Source organism: Pleurocapsa sp. PCC 7319 (genome assembly GCF_000332195.1).
GTDB lineage: Bacteria > Cyanobacteriota > Cyanobacteriia > Cyanobacteriales > Xenococcaceae > Waterburya.
This window is the reverse complement of record NZ_KB235922.1, coordinates 1121334-1138539: the sequence shown is the minus strand read 5'-3', so window position 1 is coordinate 1138539 and position 17206 is coordinate 1121334. Positions and strand designations below refer to the sequence as shown.

The following is a 17206-nucleotide window of genomic DNA, read 5'->3' as shown; positions in this document are numbered from 1 at the left end:
TATTCAGAAATAATTCTGGTAAGCTAATTGACAGCTTGAGGTTGCCAAGATTGATTCTTTTTCATCATGGCATTGAGCAGAATTAGGAGTTTGTGCATACAGGCAGTCAATGCTACTTTTTTGAGTTTACCCTTACTGAGCAAACGCTCGTAAAAAGCCTTAATTACGGGATTAAATCTCACCGCAACTAAGGTAGCCATATACAAAACACAACGAATCTTGGCTCGTCCACCCCAAATTCTGCGTTTGCCTCGAAACTTGCCACTGTCTCGATTCAAAGGGGCTACGCCAACTAAATAGGAAATTGATTTATGTGAAATTGTGCCTAACTCTGGTAGTGATGAAATTAGAGTTACAGCTACCACTTCTCCAACTCCAGGGACGCTAGTTAACAAATTCATTTTTTGTTGCCAGTCTTGGTTGGGTGCGATAGTTGATTTTATTTGTGATTCAATCTCTTTTAGTTGTTCTTCAAGCCATTCAATATGCTCATCAATGTTGGCTTTGACCGAGTTAGTCTTACCCCTGCGACGATTTTTTTCGGCAGTAATCATGTCGCTTATCTGGCGACGGCGTTGTACTAAATCCTCCAGTTGACGGGAAGATTCATCACTGATTTGTCTAACTTCTGGACGAATCGCATTTCTAGAAGTGTGCTAACACCTTGGCATCAATGACATCTGTCTTAGCTATTTGCCCTGTTGCTTTGGCAAAATCTCTGGCTTGTCGGGGATTAATTACGGCTACGGCTAATCCTGCCTGAGTCAGTTTAATTGCTGCATCGATTTCCATGCCCCCCGTCGCTTCTAAAACAATTAATTCTGGTTGGATGTTTTTTAGAGTTTGAATTAGCTCCCTTATGCCTACTTCCTCGTTTGTTACTTGAAATAACTTTTCTGATGGACGTATATAGACATCAAGGTATTTCTGGCAAACATCAATTCCCACCCACTGTTTTTCATATCCGAAGGTGTATCCTTTAGGACTCACGAGCTTTTCTTTTTTAGGTCATATTTTTCAATCGTTTTGACTCTCGCTCATCTGACTCTTCCTTGCTAAAATACGGGTTTGATTTACCCAGGCGATCGCGCTGAAGGCATTGTGACTATTGCTAATCGCTGGGGATCCCGAACCGCTTTTGTAATTGCCTGGGTATTACTCGGTATGTTGATGTTTTCTATTCCGATCGCATTACTCTTACTACCAATGGTTTATCCCTGGTTGTTTGTTATCTTCTCACCAATCGTACTACTAAGTCTGGCGATCGCCTTGATACGTTATCAGCAACAACGTAGTCTTCCGACTTATCAAGGATTAATCCTATGGGGACGGTTGGGTATGCTGTTGGGAGTAATCGGGCTAATAGGAGCTGCTGCACCACTATAAATATTGGGAATAAAATTTTGGCGATTTTTTCTTCTCGATCGCCAACATTGTTTGAATAGACATCTCCAATAAATATACTTAAAACTTGATAAAAAATCTCAAAAACCAAGGTTTCTAAAAACTTTTAATATAAGATGACTAATATATGAAGAGCGCCCATATGCATCTTCAGCATTATTTCTTAGCCGAGGCCTAAAGTATCAATAATTTTACGTAACTTGAATACATAATCTATAGTAGATTAAACAAATTAATATGTTTGACATAATCAAACTAGCAAAATCAACCCATTCAGTAGATTCGTTGTTAGGTGATGATGAATTTAAGTCTGCGTTGGATGCATTGGCTGTCGTGGAATTGAAAGCTGCACAAGATGCCTTATTGAAATCGAAGATAGAGAAATACCCTCAGTCTCGCGAAGCTCTGACTCAAGTGCTAAAGCATCTGAACTCTGCTCATCTGTCATTTCGACAGTCCTGGTTATCGCCGGTTAATGGATTTATACGACGATACAAGAGTGAAATCCAAGCCTTATTGGACGCTAGGACGTGTTGTCTCATCGCGTTAGTTCAATATACACTGGGCGAGCCTCAAGAACTTATTGTTGATTCTCTTAATTCTGCCCAAGAAGCGATCGCCTTTGAAGAGAAAACTGGAGTTGTTGAGACCTTGTTCCACATAGTTAACCCCATCAACTTTATTGATTTCTTTTGGGAAAGATCCGAGCTGAAGTATGAAGAACTGTTTATAGCTAAGTCAGACCTTCAGGAGTTTGGAAAAGTTCTGACAAGATGAAAAGCGAAAACTGAAGGTCAAATATAGACTATTAACCTATAATATCAAGTTCGGTTGAATACTTAAATTAAGAATGAGGTCAAGTAATAAGTAATAAGTAACAAGTAATAAGTTTTTTAGGTCTGCAATAAGCCTGTTTATTTCAATTAATTATCCGTACTTGATATAACCTATAACCCATAACTTTGAATTCCGAACTTTTTTAGCATCCATCAAAACAAAATTGGCAGACTACTAGAACTGATGAGTTTGCTCTCTGACCGATGTTCTCTTCGGCATCGATTCATTGCCAGCTTTTTTGCTTAGCTTGACGATCTGAGGCGGACAACCAGAATTGACACTCTCACGGCTGAAGCGCGTGAGATTCTTTTATAGCACTGCAAAGAGTAGAAGGTTGAACCCATATCTTTAACCGCCTAGGCATTGTCAAAACGCCTCTAGCAAAACTACGAGGATCGAAGTTGAAACTGTATTGCTTTGCTACTTTTCTAGCAATATTAATTGCTCCGTTAATATCAGCATTGAACTCAATTCCTGAAGCTGAACGATACAATCCTCGTTTCACTCTTCTACCTGATGGTTTCCATCCTTCGGGTTTCTCACCAAATACGGGAATAGTATCAAGGTCTAAGCTTGAAGCTTTTGAGGAATAACTTTCTTCAGTTTCAATAAATCGAATACCATGCACAATACATAGTTGTTCAATTCTGTCTTTTAGTTTGGCAGTAGGTATTTGGACAAACTTTTGATTGTTCTTTTTCCCTAGATTAGATTTTTGTTTTTGTTTTTTGTTCCAGCCAAATACAATTGTGCCAATTTGATTCTCAAGACAGTGATTGATTGTTATTTTTGCTGCTTTATTAACAGCATCACGCATCTGTCGATTACGCTTAACTGTAATCTGATCAAATAGATGTCTGTCAACAATATCTTGATGTCTACGTACGTCCATTAGGAAACCTATTTCAAGTAACAAATAATGAGGTAGGAATTAGTAAGCTAGTTCAAACTTTAAAAAACATCGAACCAAAATTAATTGTTTTGGAAGCAACGGGAGGTATGGAAATTGATGCCGTAATCAAGTTAACTGAGGCAAAACTTTCTGTAGCAGTAATCAATCCTCGTCAAGCCAGAGATTTTGCCAAAGCGACGGGAACACTAGCCAAAACCGATGCTATTGATGCTCAATTGTTGGCGCATTTTGCCGATGCGATACGTCCTCAAGTGAGACCAATAAGTGATGAATCTTCGCGCCAACTAGAAGATCTAGTAACTCGTCGCCGTCAAATTAGTGACATGATTACCGCCGAAAAAAATCGTCGTCGAGGTAAAACTAATTCAATTCAAGCCGATATTGACGAACACATTGAATGGCTCGAAAAGCGACTCAAAGAAATTGAATCCCAAATCAAATCAGCAATTGCGATTAATGAAGACTGGCAGCAAAAGATGAAATTGTTGACTAGTGTGCCTGGAGTCGGTGAAGTAGTAGCTGTGACTTTGATCTCATCTTTACCAGAATTAGGTACAATCTCGCATAAATCAATTTCCTACTTAGTTGGTGTAGCACCCCTAAACAGAGACAGTGGAAAGTTTCGAGGCAAGAGAAAAATTTGGGGTGGACGAGCTACAATTCGTTGTGTCTTGTATATGGCGACTCTAGTGGCTGTTCGTTTTAATCCTGCTATCAAAGCTTTCTATCTGACTTTTCACGGTATCTTGGGTCGAAAAAAAACTAGGTAATAATGTTCGCTAACTTTTGTTCAATCTTGAGGTTTCCTCAACCAAATCTGACAAACCCATTGAAAGTGTACTCATCCCTCGCTCCAAAGCTTCAATTCGACCACGACGTGATAGAGCTTCAACCGCTTTCAAATAAGCTTGACTTCCAGCTTTATAGTCATTCTAAATAGGAAACATATGAAATAATATAAGCTAGATGAGAAATCAATCAGGTTAGATGACTTATAGTGTAGATTTGCGAAAGCGGGTAGTGGACTTTGTAGCGGCTGGAGGCTCCAAAGCCGAAGCATCAAGAAGATATGAGGTAAGTCTATGGTGTGTGAATGATTGGTGTCGAAGAAAGAATTTGACTCCAGCACCACAACTTGGAAGAAAGCGAAAACTAGACTCTCTAGCAATTGCCCAACATATTCAAGAAAATCCAGATGCTTTGTTAAGAGAAAGGGCGCAATATTTTGGAGTGCATACGAGTGCTATTGGGTATGCCCAGAAGCAAATGAAGTTAACTCGTAAAAAAAACGCTGAAATACACTGAACGTAAGCATAGTGAGCGAATCAGCTTTCTGAGAAATTTACGTAAAATTGTCATTCTTGACGGATCAAGCAATTTAGTTTACTTGGATGAATCAGGCTTTGAAGAATATGTCTATCGTCCTTATGGCTGGTCAAAACGAGGACAAAAAACTTACGGCGATTGCCCGAAGGGCAGTGGCTTCGCCAATCGCAATGGTAAAAGAGGAACAAGAACAAGTCTGATAGCTGGCAAAAGAGGCAAAGAGTTGTTAGCACCAGTTCTTTTTAAAGGAAGTAAATGGTGCTTTATGGTTTAATCAATGGCTCGAAGAGCATCTAATTCCCGAATTGAAACCAAACTCCACTCTAATTCTTGATAATGCGGCATTTCATCGCAAGGATGATGTGTTTCGCATTGCCGAACAAGCGGGTCACAAAGTTTTGTTTTTACCACCCTATTCACCTGATTTTAATCGTATCGAACAAGACTTTGCGACGCGAAGCTAATCCTTTAGGGCATCCTCAAAAAAAGACGTATTTATTCCGCTCCTGGTACTTCCTTGGATGACATCGTTAAATCATACGGAAATTATTTAGAATGACTATACCTAAATATTGATGACGAGAAGGATTGCCATTTTTGGTGACAAAAATCGGCTCATGGGACATCCATTTGTAATACCAATAACGACCACCCTTTTTTCCTTTAGCTTGGTAGCGCACAATCCAACAACCAGACGGAGCAATTTCACCTTCGTCCCTTATGTCTTGAATATCTTGTTGGAGTTGTTTAATAAGATGTTTAAGTTCATCTAGACGAGTGGCTAGATCCTTCTGTTGACGGGCATTAGCCATAGTTCAGCTCAGAAATAATCGGATATAGTTGTGTAACAAAGTTCGCCAACTATATTCTCATTCTAGTCCTCTCCAAAGTTACAATCAACTCGCTTCTAAACTTCAACCAGGGGAGCGTAATTGCCATCCTTCACATAAAGATTGCAGCTCTAAAAAGCCACGCCATAACACCGTGATGCCAATATTACTCTTTCGGCGATGACTCAAGTAACCGCCCAAACGAGCTACAGCTTGTATCGCCCAAGCTACCGTTAAATCTACTGCGGTGACTGATTTTCCAAATTTGGCAGCTAAAACCTCAATTTGTACCTGATTTAAAATTGAAGATGCAGGTGCATCTGGTTTGGTTCGATGAACATAGGTCATTTTTAACAATTGTGCAGCGATATTCGTTAAAAATCCCAGTAAAACTTGCATACTATCTCCAGATAGACGATAGCTTTCCGCTTTACACCCTGACTTGAGAATTTTATGATATTCTTCAATTCGCCAACGGTAAGTATACCATCGTAAAATGGTTTGTGCTTGTTCCCCATTGGTAACGGGTTCGGAGGTCAAGATCATCCATTCTACGGGTTCACAGCCTTCTGGGGGGTCAATTTCTACGGCATAAACCCCATAAACTTCAAAATATTCTGGTTCTTTCATTCTGGCAGGACTGCGAAGTTTGATGGGTGCATATCTAATTGCCAGAGTAGCGGTTCGCTCTTTTCGATTTGGGGTTTTGGCTAATTCTACTGCTACTTCCATCTTGATAGATTGAGATGGGAGCCATGACCATAAATAACTGTTTGACTCTGATAATGCCCTATTATGTGCTGCTCTTACCACTAACCCTGTATTTGCGGTTTGACTGACTTGTTCAAAGACTTCCGCGATATCTCCTTCTCGGTCAAATACATGAATTACTTTGGTGCTAATACTCTCTGGTTCGGATTTTTCTAAGAGTTTCTGGACGGATTGGAGAGCTTCTATCCATTTATAAGATTCTTTTTGTTCAATCGGACGTCTTCTTGCTTCCGCTTGCTTTTTCTGCTTCTGTTTCTGAGTTAAACTCTTACTTTCTTCATGATTTCGATGCCACAGTTTTTCTGTTAATAATCCTATGGGTTGTCCATTCTCCCCATTTACAGCTAAGGTGCTATGTAAAATTAGTCCATTCCCACCATTGCCAATGGGTCCATATTCGGCTCTTTTTTCGCGGATTTTCTTGTAATCGAGATAGGTTGTATCTCCTACTGCTAATACGATTGAGAGTTCTTTAATCTGCTCTGCTGTTTGAAGATGATAGGGTTGGCACACACTGTTTAGGCTAGTTTTCGGATTGGCAAAGAATTCATAAGCTCTTTTCAGGTCACTTGCTCTCTCAAAAATCGCGGAGAGTGGTTTGCCATATTTTAACGATAATCTCGATTCGATGAACATAGCCCTTTTGGTTAAACGCTGATCTCCAAAGTCACATTTTTCGGTTATTAAATTTTTGGTCTGATTCATTCACCACTCAAAATCTGCTCAATTATTTTGCTCTATCGAGAGGGCAGATTTCTCGAAATGGATAAAATTGTTAGCGAATATTGTTACACAACTTATATACCCTTCAAAAGATGCCGTGAAAAGTCAGAGCTTTCTATGAGCGTTTGCTCAAAAAAGGGAAACTCAAAAAAGTTGCTTTGACTGCTTGTATGCACAAGCTTTTAATTTTGCTCAATGCCATGATGAGAAATAATCAAACCTGGCGACAAGAAGTTAGTCCGTAATTGGCAACCTCAAATCGTTTAGTTCAATGACCGCGATCGCTTTGATTTTGTCTTGTTTGCAGCAAGTTGTGACTGTGACGAGGGAATTTTCTTGCTTTATTTAGTCGTAGCGCGATCGCCTGAAAAAAACAAATTTAACTTGACATTCAAGACAATCGCTTTAGGAAAAGCAGTACTTCGAGTTTTCCGCCTCGCGCTGAAGCGTCGAGGTTACCAACTTACGTATTCCATGTAATAAACATAGCTAATTTGTTGACTACAGACTTGCTTAAAGAACGCCATAATAAATACAGAGGTGATCTTCTATGTTCTCATCCTTAAAAGTTCTTTTAGCAGCAATTGTAGACTACGCTGGACTTTTTCCTCCAGCAAAGCTTAGTCTAGAAAAGGCGATCGCTAATTTTATCCAATATAATCAAACTCCTTCTAATTGGTTTTTAGGTCGCTTTGTCGTTCCCGTGTCTCGATTGCTAGAGTTAGAATTACTTCTTAATAACGGAGCTTTAAAAAATACCTTAGCCAAACCTTACTCACTCAGCGTAATTCTATCTGAAAATTGGCAACTAGGATTAAAGCAAATTCAAGCTTTTAACAATAGTAACAAGCTTAGGATCGCCTCAATTGAATTTAAACCGCTGCCTCCTGAGGAAATTAAACAAGCGATTCTCCATTTGCCGCAGGGAATAGAATCATTTTTTGAAATTCCCCTAGCCGATTCTCCATCCCAAAATTTAGAAACATATTTAGCAGTGCTACAAAATACTAACGCTTCAGCCAAAATCCGTACTGGAGGTCTAACTGCTGAGACTTTTCCCAAGATAGACAAACTTTGTCAATTTATTTTTGCTAGTGCTAGAACTAAAGTTCCTTTTAAAGCAACAGCAGGGCTGCATCATCTTTTACCTGGAAAATATCCACTAACCTACGAGCCAAATAGCTTATCTTCCTCAATGCAGGGCTTTCTCAACCTTAGTATCTTAGCTTCTTTAGTATATTGGCAAAAATTAACCTCAGATGAAGCGTCAAGAGTTCTGCAAGAATCATCTATCAATAGTTTTCAAGTTCAAGAAGACAATATTGTTTGGAAAGATCGTCAACTTAACCTTTCTGAATTACGACAGGCGAGACAGTATTTTTTCCGTTCTTTTGGTTCTTGTTCTTTTCAAGAGCCTTTAGATGAGCTTAGGGAGCTGCAGTTACTATGAACCATTCAATTAATCACACTCACGATCCTAGTTTACGTAGTTGGGTAGAATCAGCCAATCACAAGGGAACTGATTTTCCGATTCAAAATTTACCTTTTGGTGTATTTCGACATCGAGATACAACGATAAGTCCCCGTATTGGTGTAGCCATCGGCGATCGCATTCTTGATTTGTTTGCTTGTCAACAGATAGGACTACTTCAAGAACTGCCTGAAAGTTTGCAAGCAGCCTGTATCGAACCTAACCTAAATCCTTTAATGGCACTAGGCAGTTGGGCGACTTCCGCTTTGCGCGATCGCTTGAGCGAGTTACTGAGATTAAATGGCTCACCCCCGCCTTTAGAAGCGAAAATACTGATACCTATGGCAGAGGCAGAATTACTGCTACCGGCTAGTATTGGTGACTACACTGATTTTTACGCCTCTATTTTCCATGCTACTAATGTGGGCAAATTATTTCGTCCCGAGAACCCTTTACTGCCTAACTATAAGTATATTCCTGTTGGTTATCACGGACGCTCTTCTTCTATTGTTGCCAGTGATACTCTTATCAAACGACCCCAAGGTCAGAAAAAAAGACCTCAAGAATCAGCCCCTACTTTCGGCTTGTCTAAACTTCTCGATTATGAGGTAGAAGTTGGGTTTTTCGTTAGCTCTGGTAACGATTTAGGACAGTCTATTGCAATTGACCAAGCAGAGGAACATATTTTCGGACTTTGTTTAGTTAATGATTGGTCAGCAAGAGATATTCAAGCTTGGGAGTATCAACCGCTGGGTCCTTTTTTAGCCAAAAGTTTTGCAACCACAATTTCTCCTTGGATAGTCACTTTAGAAGCTTTAGCCCCCTTTCGCTGTCCAGTTTTTGCCCGTCCCCAAGAAGATCCAACTCCACTGTCCTATCTCGCCTCAGCACTTAATGCTCAACTAGGTGGTATCGAGCTGACGGTTGAGTTACGGTTGAGTTCGGCACAGATGCGCTCCCAAGAAATTGAGCCTTTACGGGTAAGTCAAGCTTCTTTTGAGGAAATGTACTGGACAATCGCTCAGATGCTGACTCACCATACTAGTAATGGTTGTAATCTTCGTCCTGGTGACTTGCTAGCCAGTGGAACTGTTTCCGGTCCTAAGTCAGGTTCTCAAGGATCTTTACTCGAAATTACCCGACGTGGTTCTCAACCAATCGAATTACCAACTGGTGAAGTACGCTCTTTTTTGGAAGATGGTGACGAAGTGATATTGTATGGATATTGTGAGCAAAAAGGTTACGTCAGGATTGGTTTTGGCGAGTGTCGGGGTAAACTTATCTAACCAAAAGAAATTTTAGGTGTCAGCTAATAGCCATTAGCCTAGTATTTTACTTCGGTAAATCTCTTTCAGTTTTTAACCATCTGCTTTGGGGTTGAATTAAGAATTTGAGGTAAATCGGAATTTTGCCCAACAGATAAAAGGGGAGAGCAATGAGATTTTTAAGAGGCAGATCCGAACGTCCAAATCTAACCCAAGCTAATAATACTCCTAAGATTAAGAATCCACCAGCTATACTAGCCAGAATTGCTGGGATGGTAGATGCACCACCTAAGAATACCGCTAACCAAGTAATAAGCATACTAATTAGCCAAATCATCAATAGCAAAGACAACGGGGGAATAAAAATGTCTAACGCTAATCCCAAGGAAGCAAAACGTCCCGTTTTCCAGAAGGCTTTGAGAAGTCGAGGAACTTCCACTAAGATCATTTCTACATGTCCATGTTCCCAACGCGATCGCTGACTTTGGGCATCTTTGTCTTTCATCAAACGACCAACAACTAGAGCATTTTCGCAAAATACAGGGCTGAACCCAGCTAAAGCTAAGTCTACTGTTAGCTGCATATCATCAGTGGTTTTACTTCCAGCAAGAGAAACTTGACTGATTAATGACCAAGGAAAAGCCATTCCCGAACCAGTTAATAAACAGTGCCAACCTAAACGATTTAAACCCAATAGCCGTACTAAATTTTTAACCTTAATCGCAAACATGGAAATACTGTCCTTGAAGCTAGGTTTCTCTGGTTGTTCCATGAGATAGGTTGCTTGCACTGGTCTACCAGTAGCGATCGCCTTACAGGTAATTTTTTCCAGAGTATGGGGTTTAATAATACAGTCACCATCCAAAATCACCAGCACTTCAGGAGGGTTATCTTTAATGTGGTGCATGGCATAGTCTAAAGCATATCCCTTACCCCGATTAGTTAGATGCGCTCTTTCTAAGACCGTTACTCCACTCGCTCTGGCAAGTTCTGCCGTATTATCATGACAATTATCAGCAATGACAATTACTCGATCTTGTTCCGTAATTTGTTTCAGTAATACTTCTAATACTGCTTCAATTTGTTTAGCTTCATTGTGAGCAGGAATTAAAACTGTAGTTTTTGGTCGTTCAATAGGGGTTAAATTTAGATGAGATGGTCGTGAGATAAAAGCTGCAAAGCATTCAATAAAAAAAAGGCAACAGGGAATAATTAAAACTATCCCACCCAACAATAGAAGGATATTAACAAGATTGAGAAGAGCCATTTCAATAATAATTTATCTATTATCTGTTATTAGATGATTTCTAATGCTGACTAATTAGCAATATCATATAACCTCGCACTAGTAAACTAGGTATTCGTTACTAGATATATTTGCCAGGGTAAAAGATATGTGTCGATATTCGCCTCAACTGCAACCTATGGGTTGATCTGAACCATCTTTTTTTATAGTATATGATCGCCTCTATCTCATAAATCGTGTTACAAAGGTTACTTTTGTAATTCACGATGTCAACTCAATATGCTGATTTCTATTTGTGTCATTACTTTTAAACGACCCGAGGGTTTAAAACGTCTTTTAAAAGGTCTTAATCAACTAACTTTCAAGACTATCAAGCGTCCCGATATTGAGGTGATTGTGGTAGACAACGACACTCGTGGTGCAGCCGAAAAAGTTTGTCAAGCAATTAAACCAGATTTCCAGTGGTCACTCAAAACTGATATGCAACCACAACGAGGAATTACTTACGCTCGCAATATGTCAGTTAGATTGGCCTCCCAAGAAACCGATTTTGTGGTCATCATTGATGATGATGAAGTACCAGAATCATCTTGGCTAGAAGAACTATTATTAGCGCAGCAAAAATATGATGCAGATGTAGTAACAGGACCCGCTCTACCTTACTTTCAAGAACAGAATGTCCCAAGTTGGGTGACTAAAGGAAACTTTTTTGATTGTCCTCGCTATAAAACTGGAGAACAACGTCATGTTGCCTTTACCAACAACGTAATGATTCGGGGAGAGATTATTCGTCAGTACGATCAAGTATTTGACGATCGCTTTGCGATTACAGGTGGTGAAGATTCCCACTTGTTCCTGAGCCTTAACAAAGCTGGATATAAAATTATCTGGGCAGATGAAGCGATCGTTTATGACTGGATTCCTTCTTCTCGTACTAACCTGAAGTGGATTCTGGCAAGAGGTTATCGTACTTGGGGTACTCATAGTTTAGTGGAAAAAGAGTTATACCCTTCCCTGCTGGTGCAGTTTATCAGAATGCTTAAAGGTTTAGCCTTGATTTTAATTGGTATCTTGAAGCTGATTCCTGCCTCATTAACAGGTAAACCGGCGATCGCCAATTCTTTACTGTATATCTATCGTGGTGCCGGTACTTTTGCAGGTTTATTAGGTATAGATTATCAAGAATACAAGACAGTTCACACGGATTTGGGAGTTAGTGAACAGTAAATAAGAACCTGGAATAGGCTGAATCAATATGTGTAGAGATTTTTTTGATTTTTGCCATGGTAGAAATTGGAAGAAATTTTTAGAATGTGCTGAGCAATACCTCTACTGACAAAACTAGGTGTTAGCATCATTAGCTGAAATATATAAAACTCTAAAAAAGAATTAGCTATGATAACTAACACTGCTGCGTATACTATTGTTGCATTCGCTTACTTTGCCTTTATAGTAGCTACTTGGTTGATGTTTACTATGTAACTATTACACCAGTCGCAAAATGAACGGGTAACGGAAAGCTTTTTCTGGGGTTTGCAGACAGTGAATAACTGCCCAAATTGACAAGCCCCAGTGAATAACTAGCCAAATAGGACCTAAGATAAAGCCTAACAAACCCAATGTGAAAAAGGAAAGAACAGCAATGATACCTCCAACTAGCCACACATTTAAATGAAAATTAATTGCTTCTTTGGCGTTTTCCTTGATTAAAGAGTCTTCAGATACCAATAGAATAGTAATAGGAATACCAATGGAAAAAACTAACGCACTAATAAAAACCGAACCATGAGCCACAGCCGAAAGTAACTTCTGTTTATCTGTATTAGATTCTGCTTGCATCTCTTCTCCTAATAACATAAGCGAGTTATCGATACAGTTAAATATTATCGTCTACGAAAGACTTTAAGAAGTAGAGATTATACTAAATCAGCTTCTGCCCTTTTCTGTTATGGACAAGCTGACAAACGTGAGTTAGAAGTTTGGAGTTCGGAGTTCGGAGTTCGGAGTTCGGAGTTCGGAGTTATAGTTTTTTCAACAAAAAACAAGAGTTTACCGGATATCGAAACTTACAAAATCTCACCTTTTTAGCTTTATCAAACTGACGTTGACAAATAAAAAGCATCCAGCTAGTTTTGGATGCTCATAGTTATAGTTACAAGTGGTAAGTTTACTTAAATCCTACTGCTGCTTGCCAAACGAAAGCCAAAGCCAGGAAAAATACAGGGATTAAAGGTAGAACATCCACCAACGGGTTAAACATAGCGTAAGCTTCTGGCAAATCTGCCAAGAACATTGCAGCTTCCATATATCTATATACCTTCCAACAATTTTCTTAAAATATAGTAAGAATATTATCATAATTTGGCTGGGTGATTTTCAGTAACAGTACCGTTATCTGGTGATTCCCGAATTTGATAGGCAATCGCTGTATTCAGTAACCAAGTCCTTAACTTTAATCCCAAACTAGTACGCTCACAAGTTTGAATTGAGGGGTAAATCTTCTGACTCCGAACTCCGAATTCCGAATTCCGAACTTTTTAGCATCCATCATTTCAAAATTGACAGTCCACTATTTTTGACTGCGCCACCAGCCCCGGACTAGTTTGATTTCATTGTAGCTATAGCTATCTCCCAATGCATCTTTAATAGTTTTAAGACTCATATCTCCAACCTGTTCAATAGTCTTGATAATTATCTTTTGCCGCTCGGCTTTAACTAGCTTGTTGAGAGCAACGGGTTGCTTCATTTCTATTAGTTCGCTGAGATGACTATTAATGGTCGACACTGCAAAGCCTCGCTGCTTGGCAATTTCTACTACGCTTAAACCCTGCTGATGTAGTTGTAGAGTGGTCATCTGACTTTTAGAAGGAAGATTAACTGGTAATTTGTGTTGTTCGGTAAACTCTCTAATTGCTGAAATAAAGCTATCACCGTACTGGTGAGCTTTGTATTCATTGACTCCTGATAACTTGGCAAAATCAGTTAGGGTTTGGGGGCGTATCTGTGCCATTAGCTTTAAACTAGAATCGGCAAAAATCATATAAGGAGCCAAGGAATTGTGGTCGGCGATTTGTTTGCGTAATTTCCTTAGTTTTTCAAACAGTAATTCAGCTTCTGCTTTTCGTGGATTGTAGGTAGCTGACGTTTTAGTTTGATGTTGGTTAACTGCAATTTTAACTACTAGTTGATTCCGAAAAATTTCCCAACTGCGTTTATTTAGTTTGAGGATAGGATAGCCGTCGGTTGTTTGTCCTACAAGACCTTGATGCACAAGACTTCTCCCTAACATTCGCCATTCATCTGCGGTTCGACCTTTCCCGATACCGTAGGTAGATAATAGATGATGCCCATACTGAAAGATTTTCTGTTTCCGTGAACCAATCAAGACATCTACTATATGATTGATGCCAAATTTTTCTTGGCAACGGGCAACACAAGAGAGGAACTTTTGCGCTTCAACTGTCCAGTCTTCAATCGGTTTGGGGTTGAGACAGTTATCACACTTGCCACAGTTACCCCGATATCTTTCCCCAAAATAACGCAAAATAATAGTGCGACGGCAATCATTACCCTCAGCATAGTTAATTACTTGGCGTAGCTGTTGCAGGGCAATTTTTTGCTCGTTATGATCGGGTTTTTGTTTAATCAGAAATTCTATTTTTTGGCGATCGCCTAAGCTAAAAAATAGAATCGATTTGGAAGGTTCACCATCTCTCCCCGCTCGCCCTGATTCTTGATAAAAACTTTCGATACTGCGGGGCAAATCATAATGAAATACAAACCGCACATCAGGTTTATTAATCCCCATCCCAAAAGCAATAGTGGCAACTATAATTTGAACATCATCCCGCAAAAAACTAGTTTGATTATTGCTTCGTTCTCGATCTGATAATCCTGCATGATAGGGTAGCGCATCAACTCCGTCATATTGTAATCTGGTAGCGACTTCTTCTACGCTACGACGACTCAAGCAATAAACTATACCCGCACCCGATTCAGCACGGATAGCTCGAAGTAACTTGCGATAAATGTTACGGTCTTTAGTCTGAACTTCATAATGAAGATTAGTGCGATCAAAACTAGCAACATGGACATCAGGCGATCGCAAGTTGAGCTGTTGAATGATATCCTGCTGAACTCTTTTGGTAGCAGTAGCGGTTAGTGCTTGAATCGGAATCTGAGGATAGCTTTGGCGTAATAACTTTAAGTTGCTGTATTCAGGGCGAAAATCGTGTCCCCATTCCGAGACACAATGGGCTTCATCAATGGCGATCGCCGAAATCCCGACACTATTTACCACTTTCTCTAAGAATAAGCTAAATTTCTCGTTTAAGAGTCTTTCAGGAGCAAGGTAAAGTAGTTTAATCTGATTTTTGAGAATCGCTATCTGACGTGATTTTAGCTCGTCATTTCTTAGTGTACTGTTGAGATAAGTAGCGTTAATTCCATTATCCTGTAATGCATCTACCTGATCTTGCATCAAGGCAATTAGAGGAGAAACAACTATCGTGATGCCTTTTCTAAGAAGCGCTGGTAATTGGAAACAGAGAGATTTACCCCCACCAGTAGGCATAATTGTCAGCAAATCCCTGTTTTTCAAAGCCGCTTCAATAATTTTCTTTTGTCCAGGGCGAAAGGAATCGTAACCAAAAAAATGTTTTAAAGCTTCCTCTAGAGAGGCAAAAGTTGACATAACCTTAATGCGGGATATCGGTTCTCAAAGGTTATTGTAGAATACAGAATTTGTTGAAAGACGAGGTGGATATCCTTAGGATCTCTTACAAGATGCGTCCCCTGATTTGTCGGAACAAACGACATGACTGAAGGTGATCGCCACTCTAGATAGTAATTTCGATATCTACCAACGTTATCTTAAACAACCTTTTGAAAGAGTCTTTTGCCCCTCTGATTAAAATTTGGCGATCGCACTGAGAAGAACTGACGTCTCATCCCGATCAACTCTCATACATATTTACTTCAACAGTCTTGCTTAGATTTATTGGGAGTTTGATTGATTTTTGCCCAGTAAATCCCACTAGCAAAGTGCGCTAATTCCTTACAATGCAAACTTTATCACTTTTTGTCAAACTGAAAGTTCAGATATCATAGCTAAATTATCAACCAACAATTGTTTGGAACGTGCGCTCTTAAACCTATCATCTTGGTAATTGCGATCGTTAACGTTCTTCTAACGACAAAAATTTTACTTAGGATAAGAAATAATTAAAGTCTAATATTCCTTATGCTATCGCGGGGATTTTCACTGCGGATATCGCGAATTTTTTCATAAAAATCTCTTTCTTTAGCAGTAATTTGCTTGGGGGTAGCAATAATAATGCGTACTAGCTGATCTGTTCTGCCACCTTTGGGAGAAGACCAACCTTTCCCTCTGAGGCGTAATACTTGACCAGAACGAATACCAGCAGGAACTTTCATATTCACAGCGCCATCAGGAGTGGGAATACTGATGGAAGCTCCTAGAACTGCCTCGTCTGGAGCGACAGGAACTTCACAAACTAAATTATCTCCTTCAAAATCAAAAAACGAATGGGGGTTTAATTTAACATTCAGATACAAATCTCCTCTCGGTTGACCGTAACCACTGGGCTTTCCTTTTCCTGCTAGACGGATACGAGTACCTGGTTTAGCTCCCGCAGGGATACGAACTTCCATTGTTTCTGCTCCTAGTTTGAGACGCTTAGTTGTACCTCTAAATGCTTCAGAAAAGCTTAGACTAATACTAGCTTCACTTTGGACTGGTGCTGATTGCTGACCAAAACCACCAAAATCCTGAAAGTTGTTGTTTGAATAAGAGCGTGAACTACTATTCTTAGTAGAAGTTTGATACGAGTACTTTTGAGAATTAGTACTATTAGCTCCAGGAGTGGAAAAGCGTCCCAATAGTTCGTTGATGAACTCTTCAAAATTACCGTATTGGCTAAAGTCTGTCCCACCAAAATCAACTTGAGTATTGGAATTACTTCTGGAGTATCCTGTTGCCGTACTCTGTTGCCAATATTGACCAAAACGGTCATATTTAGAACGCTTATCCGTGTCAGATAACACTTCATAAGCTTCGCTAATTTCCTTAAACTTTGCCTCAGCTGCTTTGTTCCCCTGATTGCGGTCAGGATGATATTTTAATGCTAGTTTTCTAAATTGCTTTTTTATCTGATCCGCACTGGCAGTTTTGCTAACTCCTAAAATAGCGTAATAATCTTTAAATTCAGTTGAAGGCATAAGGTTATCTGCTCCTGGGAAAAATGTGCCGAATCTGAGTAGGTCGAACTAAATATAAATAGAATTAATAATCTTATTTAAAGTTTAACCTTAAATACTCATAGGTTAATCTTGTAGCAGCTCAAATTTAAGATGCGTTGACATCTATCAAACTTTTTTAAAAAAAGGGGTGGCAAGTAA

At 39.5% G+C, this 17206-nt stretch carries 13 protein-coding genes and 4 pseudogenes; 8 read left to right on the top strand and 9 right to left on the bottom strand.

The window, feature by feature from the left end; genetic code table 11:
• Positions 1 to 23: 23 nt before the first annotated feature.
• Positions 24 to 948: pseudogene (locus tag PLEUR7319_RS41595) on the bottom strand (IS110 family transposase).
• A 120-nt stretch (positions 949 to 1068) separates the two neighbouring features.
• Here PLEUR7319_RS41595 and PLEUR7319_RS0109190 point away from each other — a divergent pair.
• Positions 1069 to 1386: a hypothetical protein gene (locus tag PLEUR7319_RS0109190; RefSeq protein WP_019504926.1), complete on the top strand. Its 318-nt coding sequence runs from the start codon at positions 1069 to 1071 to the stop codon at positions 1384 to 1386.
• Between the two features lie 255 nt (positions 1387 to 1641).
• Positions 1642 to 2181, top strand: a complete 540-nt coding sequence (locus tag PLEUR7319_RS0109185; RefSeq protein ID WP_019504925.1) for a hypothetical protein — start codon at positions 1642 to 1644, stop codon at positions 2179 to 2181.
• Positions 2182 to 2524: 343 nt separating this feature from the next.
• Here the strand turns inward: PLEUR7319_RS0109185 and PLEUR7319_RS34710 are convergent.
• Positions 2525 to 3085, bottom strand: a pseudogene (locus tag PLEUR7319_RS34710) (IS200/IS605 family accessory protein TnpB-related protein); the annotation flags it as partial.
• Positions 3086 to 3090: 5 nt separating this feature from the next.
• Between PLEUR7319_RS34710 and PLEUR7319_RS41590 the strand changes: the two are divergent.
• Both PLEUR7319_RS41590 and PLEUR7319_RS43455 read left to right on the top strand, forming a co-directional pair.
• Complete coding sequence (locus PLEUR7319_RS41590; protein WP_237743661.1) at positions 3091 to 3924, top strand: IS110 family transposase; 834 nt, start codon at positions 3091 to 3093, stop codon at positions 3922 to 3924.
• A 217-nt stretch (positions 3925 to 4141) separates the two neighbouring features.
• A pseudogene (locus tag PLEUR7319_RS43455) lies at positions 4142 to 5039 on the top strand (IS630 family transposase).
• Here the strand turns inward: PLEUR7319_RS43455 and PLEUR7319_RS34695 are convergent.
• A complete protein-coding gene (locus PLEUR7319_RS34695; RefSeq protein WP_019503389.1) occupies positions 5011 to 5292 on the bottom strand; it encodes a hypothetical protein in 282 nt (93 codons plus the stop codon). The pseudogene PLEUR7319_RS43455 and the gene PLEUR7319_RS34695 sit on opposite strands and share 29 nt — an antisense overlap.
• A gap of 102 nt (positions 5293 to 5394) precedes the next feature.
• Positions 5395 to 6786, bottom strand: a complete 1392-nt coding sequence (locus PLEUR7319_RS0109160; protein ID WP_019503390.1) for an IS4 family transposase — start codon at positions 6784 to 6786, stop codon at positions 5395 to 5397.
• A 122-nt stretch (positions 6787 to 6908) separates the two neighbouring features.
• Here PLEUR7319_RS0109160 and PLEUR7319_RS42565 point away from each other — a divergent pair.
• The 3 genes and pseudogenes from PLEUR7319_RS42565 to fahA form a co-directional block, all read left to right on the top strand.
• Positions 6909 to 7049: pseudogene (locus tag PLEUR7319_RS42565) on the top strand (IS110 family transposase); the annotation flags it as partial.
• A 305-nt stretch (positions 7050 to 7354) separates the two neighbouring features.
• On the top strand, positions 7355 to 8254 hold the full coding sequence (locus PLEUR7319_RS0109155) for a hypothetical protein (protein ID WP_019504922.1): 900 nt from the start codon (positions 7355 to 7357) through the stop codon (positions 8252 to 8254).
• Positions 8251 to 9561, top strand: a complete 1311-nt coding sequence (gene fahA / locus PLEUR7319_RS0109150; protein WP_019504921.1) for a fumarylacetoacetase — start codon at positions 8251 to 8253, stop codon at positions 9559 to 9561. Before PLEUR7319_RS0109155 ends, fahA begins: the two co-directional genes overlap by 4 nt.
• A gap of 46 nt (positions 9562 to 9607) precedes the next feature.
• Here the strand turns inward: fahA and PLEUR7319_RS0109145 are convergent, their stop codons facing one another.
• Positions 9608 to 10807, bottom strand: coding sequence for a glycosyltransferase family 2 protein (locus PLEUR7319_RS0109145; protein WP_019504920.1), 1200 nt, complete (start codon positions 10805 to 10807; stop codon positions 9608 to 9610).
• A 258-nt stretch (positions 10808 to 11065) separates the two neighbouring features.
• On the opposite strand from PLEUR7319_RS0109145, the gene PLEUR7319_RS0109140 reads away from it, so the two are divergent.
• On the top strand, positions 11066 to 12013 hold the full coding sequence (locus PLEUR7319_RS0109140) for a glycosyltransferase family 2 protein (protein ID WP_019504919.1): 948 nt from the start codon (positions 11066 to 11068) through the stop codon (positions 12011 to 12013).
• 258 nt (positions 12014 to 12271) lie between these two features.
• On the opposite strand, the gene PLEUR7319_RS0109135 is transcribed toward PLEUR7319_RS0109140, so the two are convergent.
• The 4 genes from PLEUR7319_RS0109135 to PLEUR7319_RS0109120 form a co-directional block, all read right to left on the bottom strand.
• Complete coding sequence (locus PLEUR7319_RS0109135; protein ID WP_019504918.1) at positions 12272 to 12643, bottom strand: DUF4870 domain-containing protein; 372 nt, start codon at positions 12641 to 12643, stop codon at positions 12272 to 12274.
• Between the two features lie 310 nt (positions 12644 to 12953).
• A complete protein-coding gene (locus PLEUR7319_RS0109130; RefSeq protein WP_019504917.1) occupies positions 12954 to 13091 on the bottom strand; it encodes a photosystem II reaction center protein K in 138 nt (45 codons plus the stop codon).
• Positions 13092 to 13355: 264 nt separating this feature from the next.
• Positions 13356 to 15479 (bottom strand): DNA helicase RecQ, encoded by a 2124-nt coding sequence (gene recQ, locus PLEUR7319_RS0109125; RefSeq protein ID WP_019504916.1) that lies wholly within the window; start codon positions 15477 to 15479, stop codon positions 13356 to 13358.
• A 530-nt stretch (positions 15480 to 16009) separates the two neighbouring features.
• On the bottom strand, positions 16010 to 17026 hold the full coding sequence (locus PLEUR7319_RS0109120; protein ID WP_019504915.1) for a DnaJ C-terminal domain-containing protein: 1017 nt from the start codon (positions 17024 to 17026) through the stop codon (positions 16010 to 16012).
• Positions 17027 to 17206: the final 180 nt, after the last annotated feature.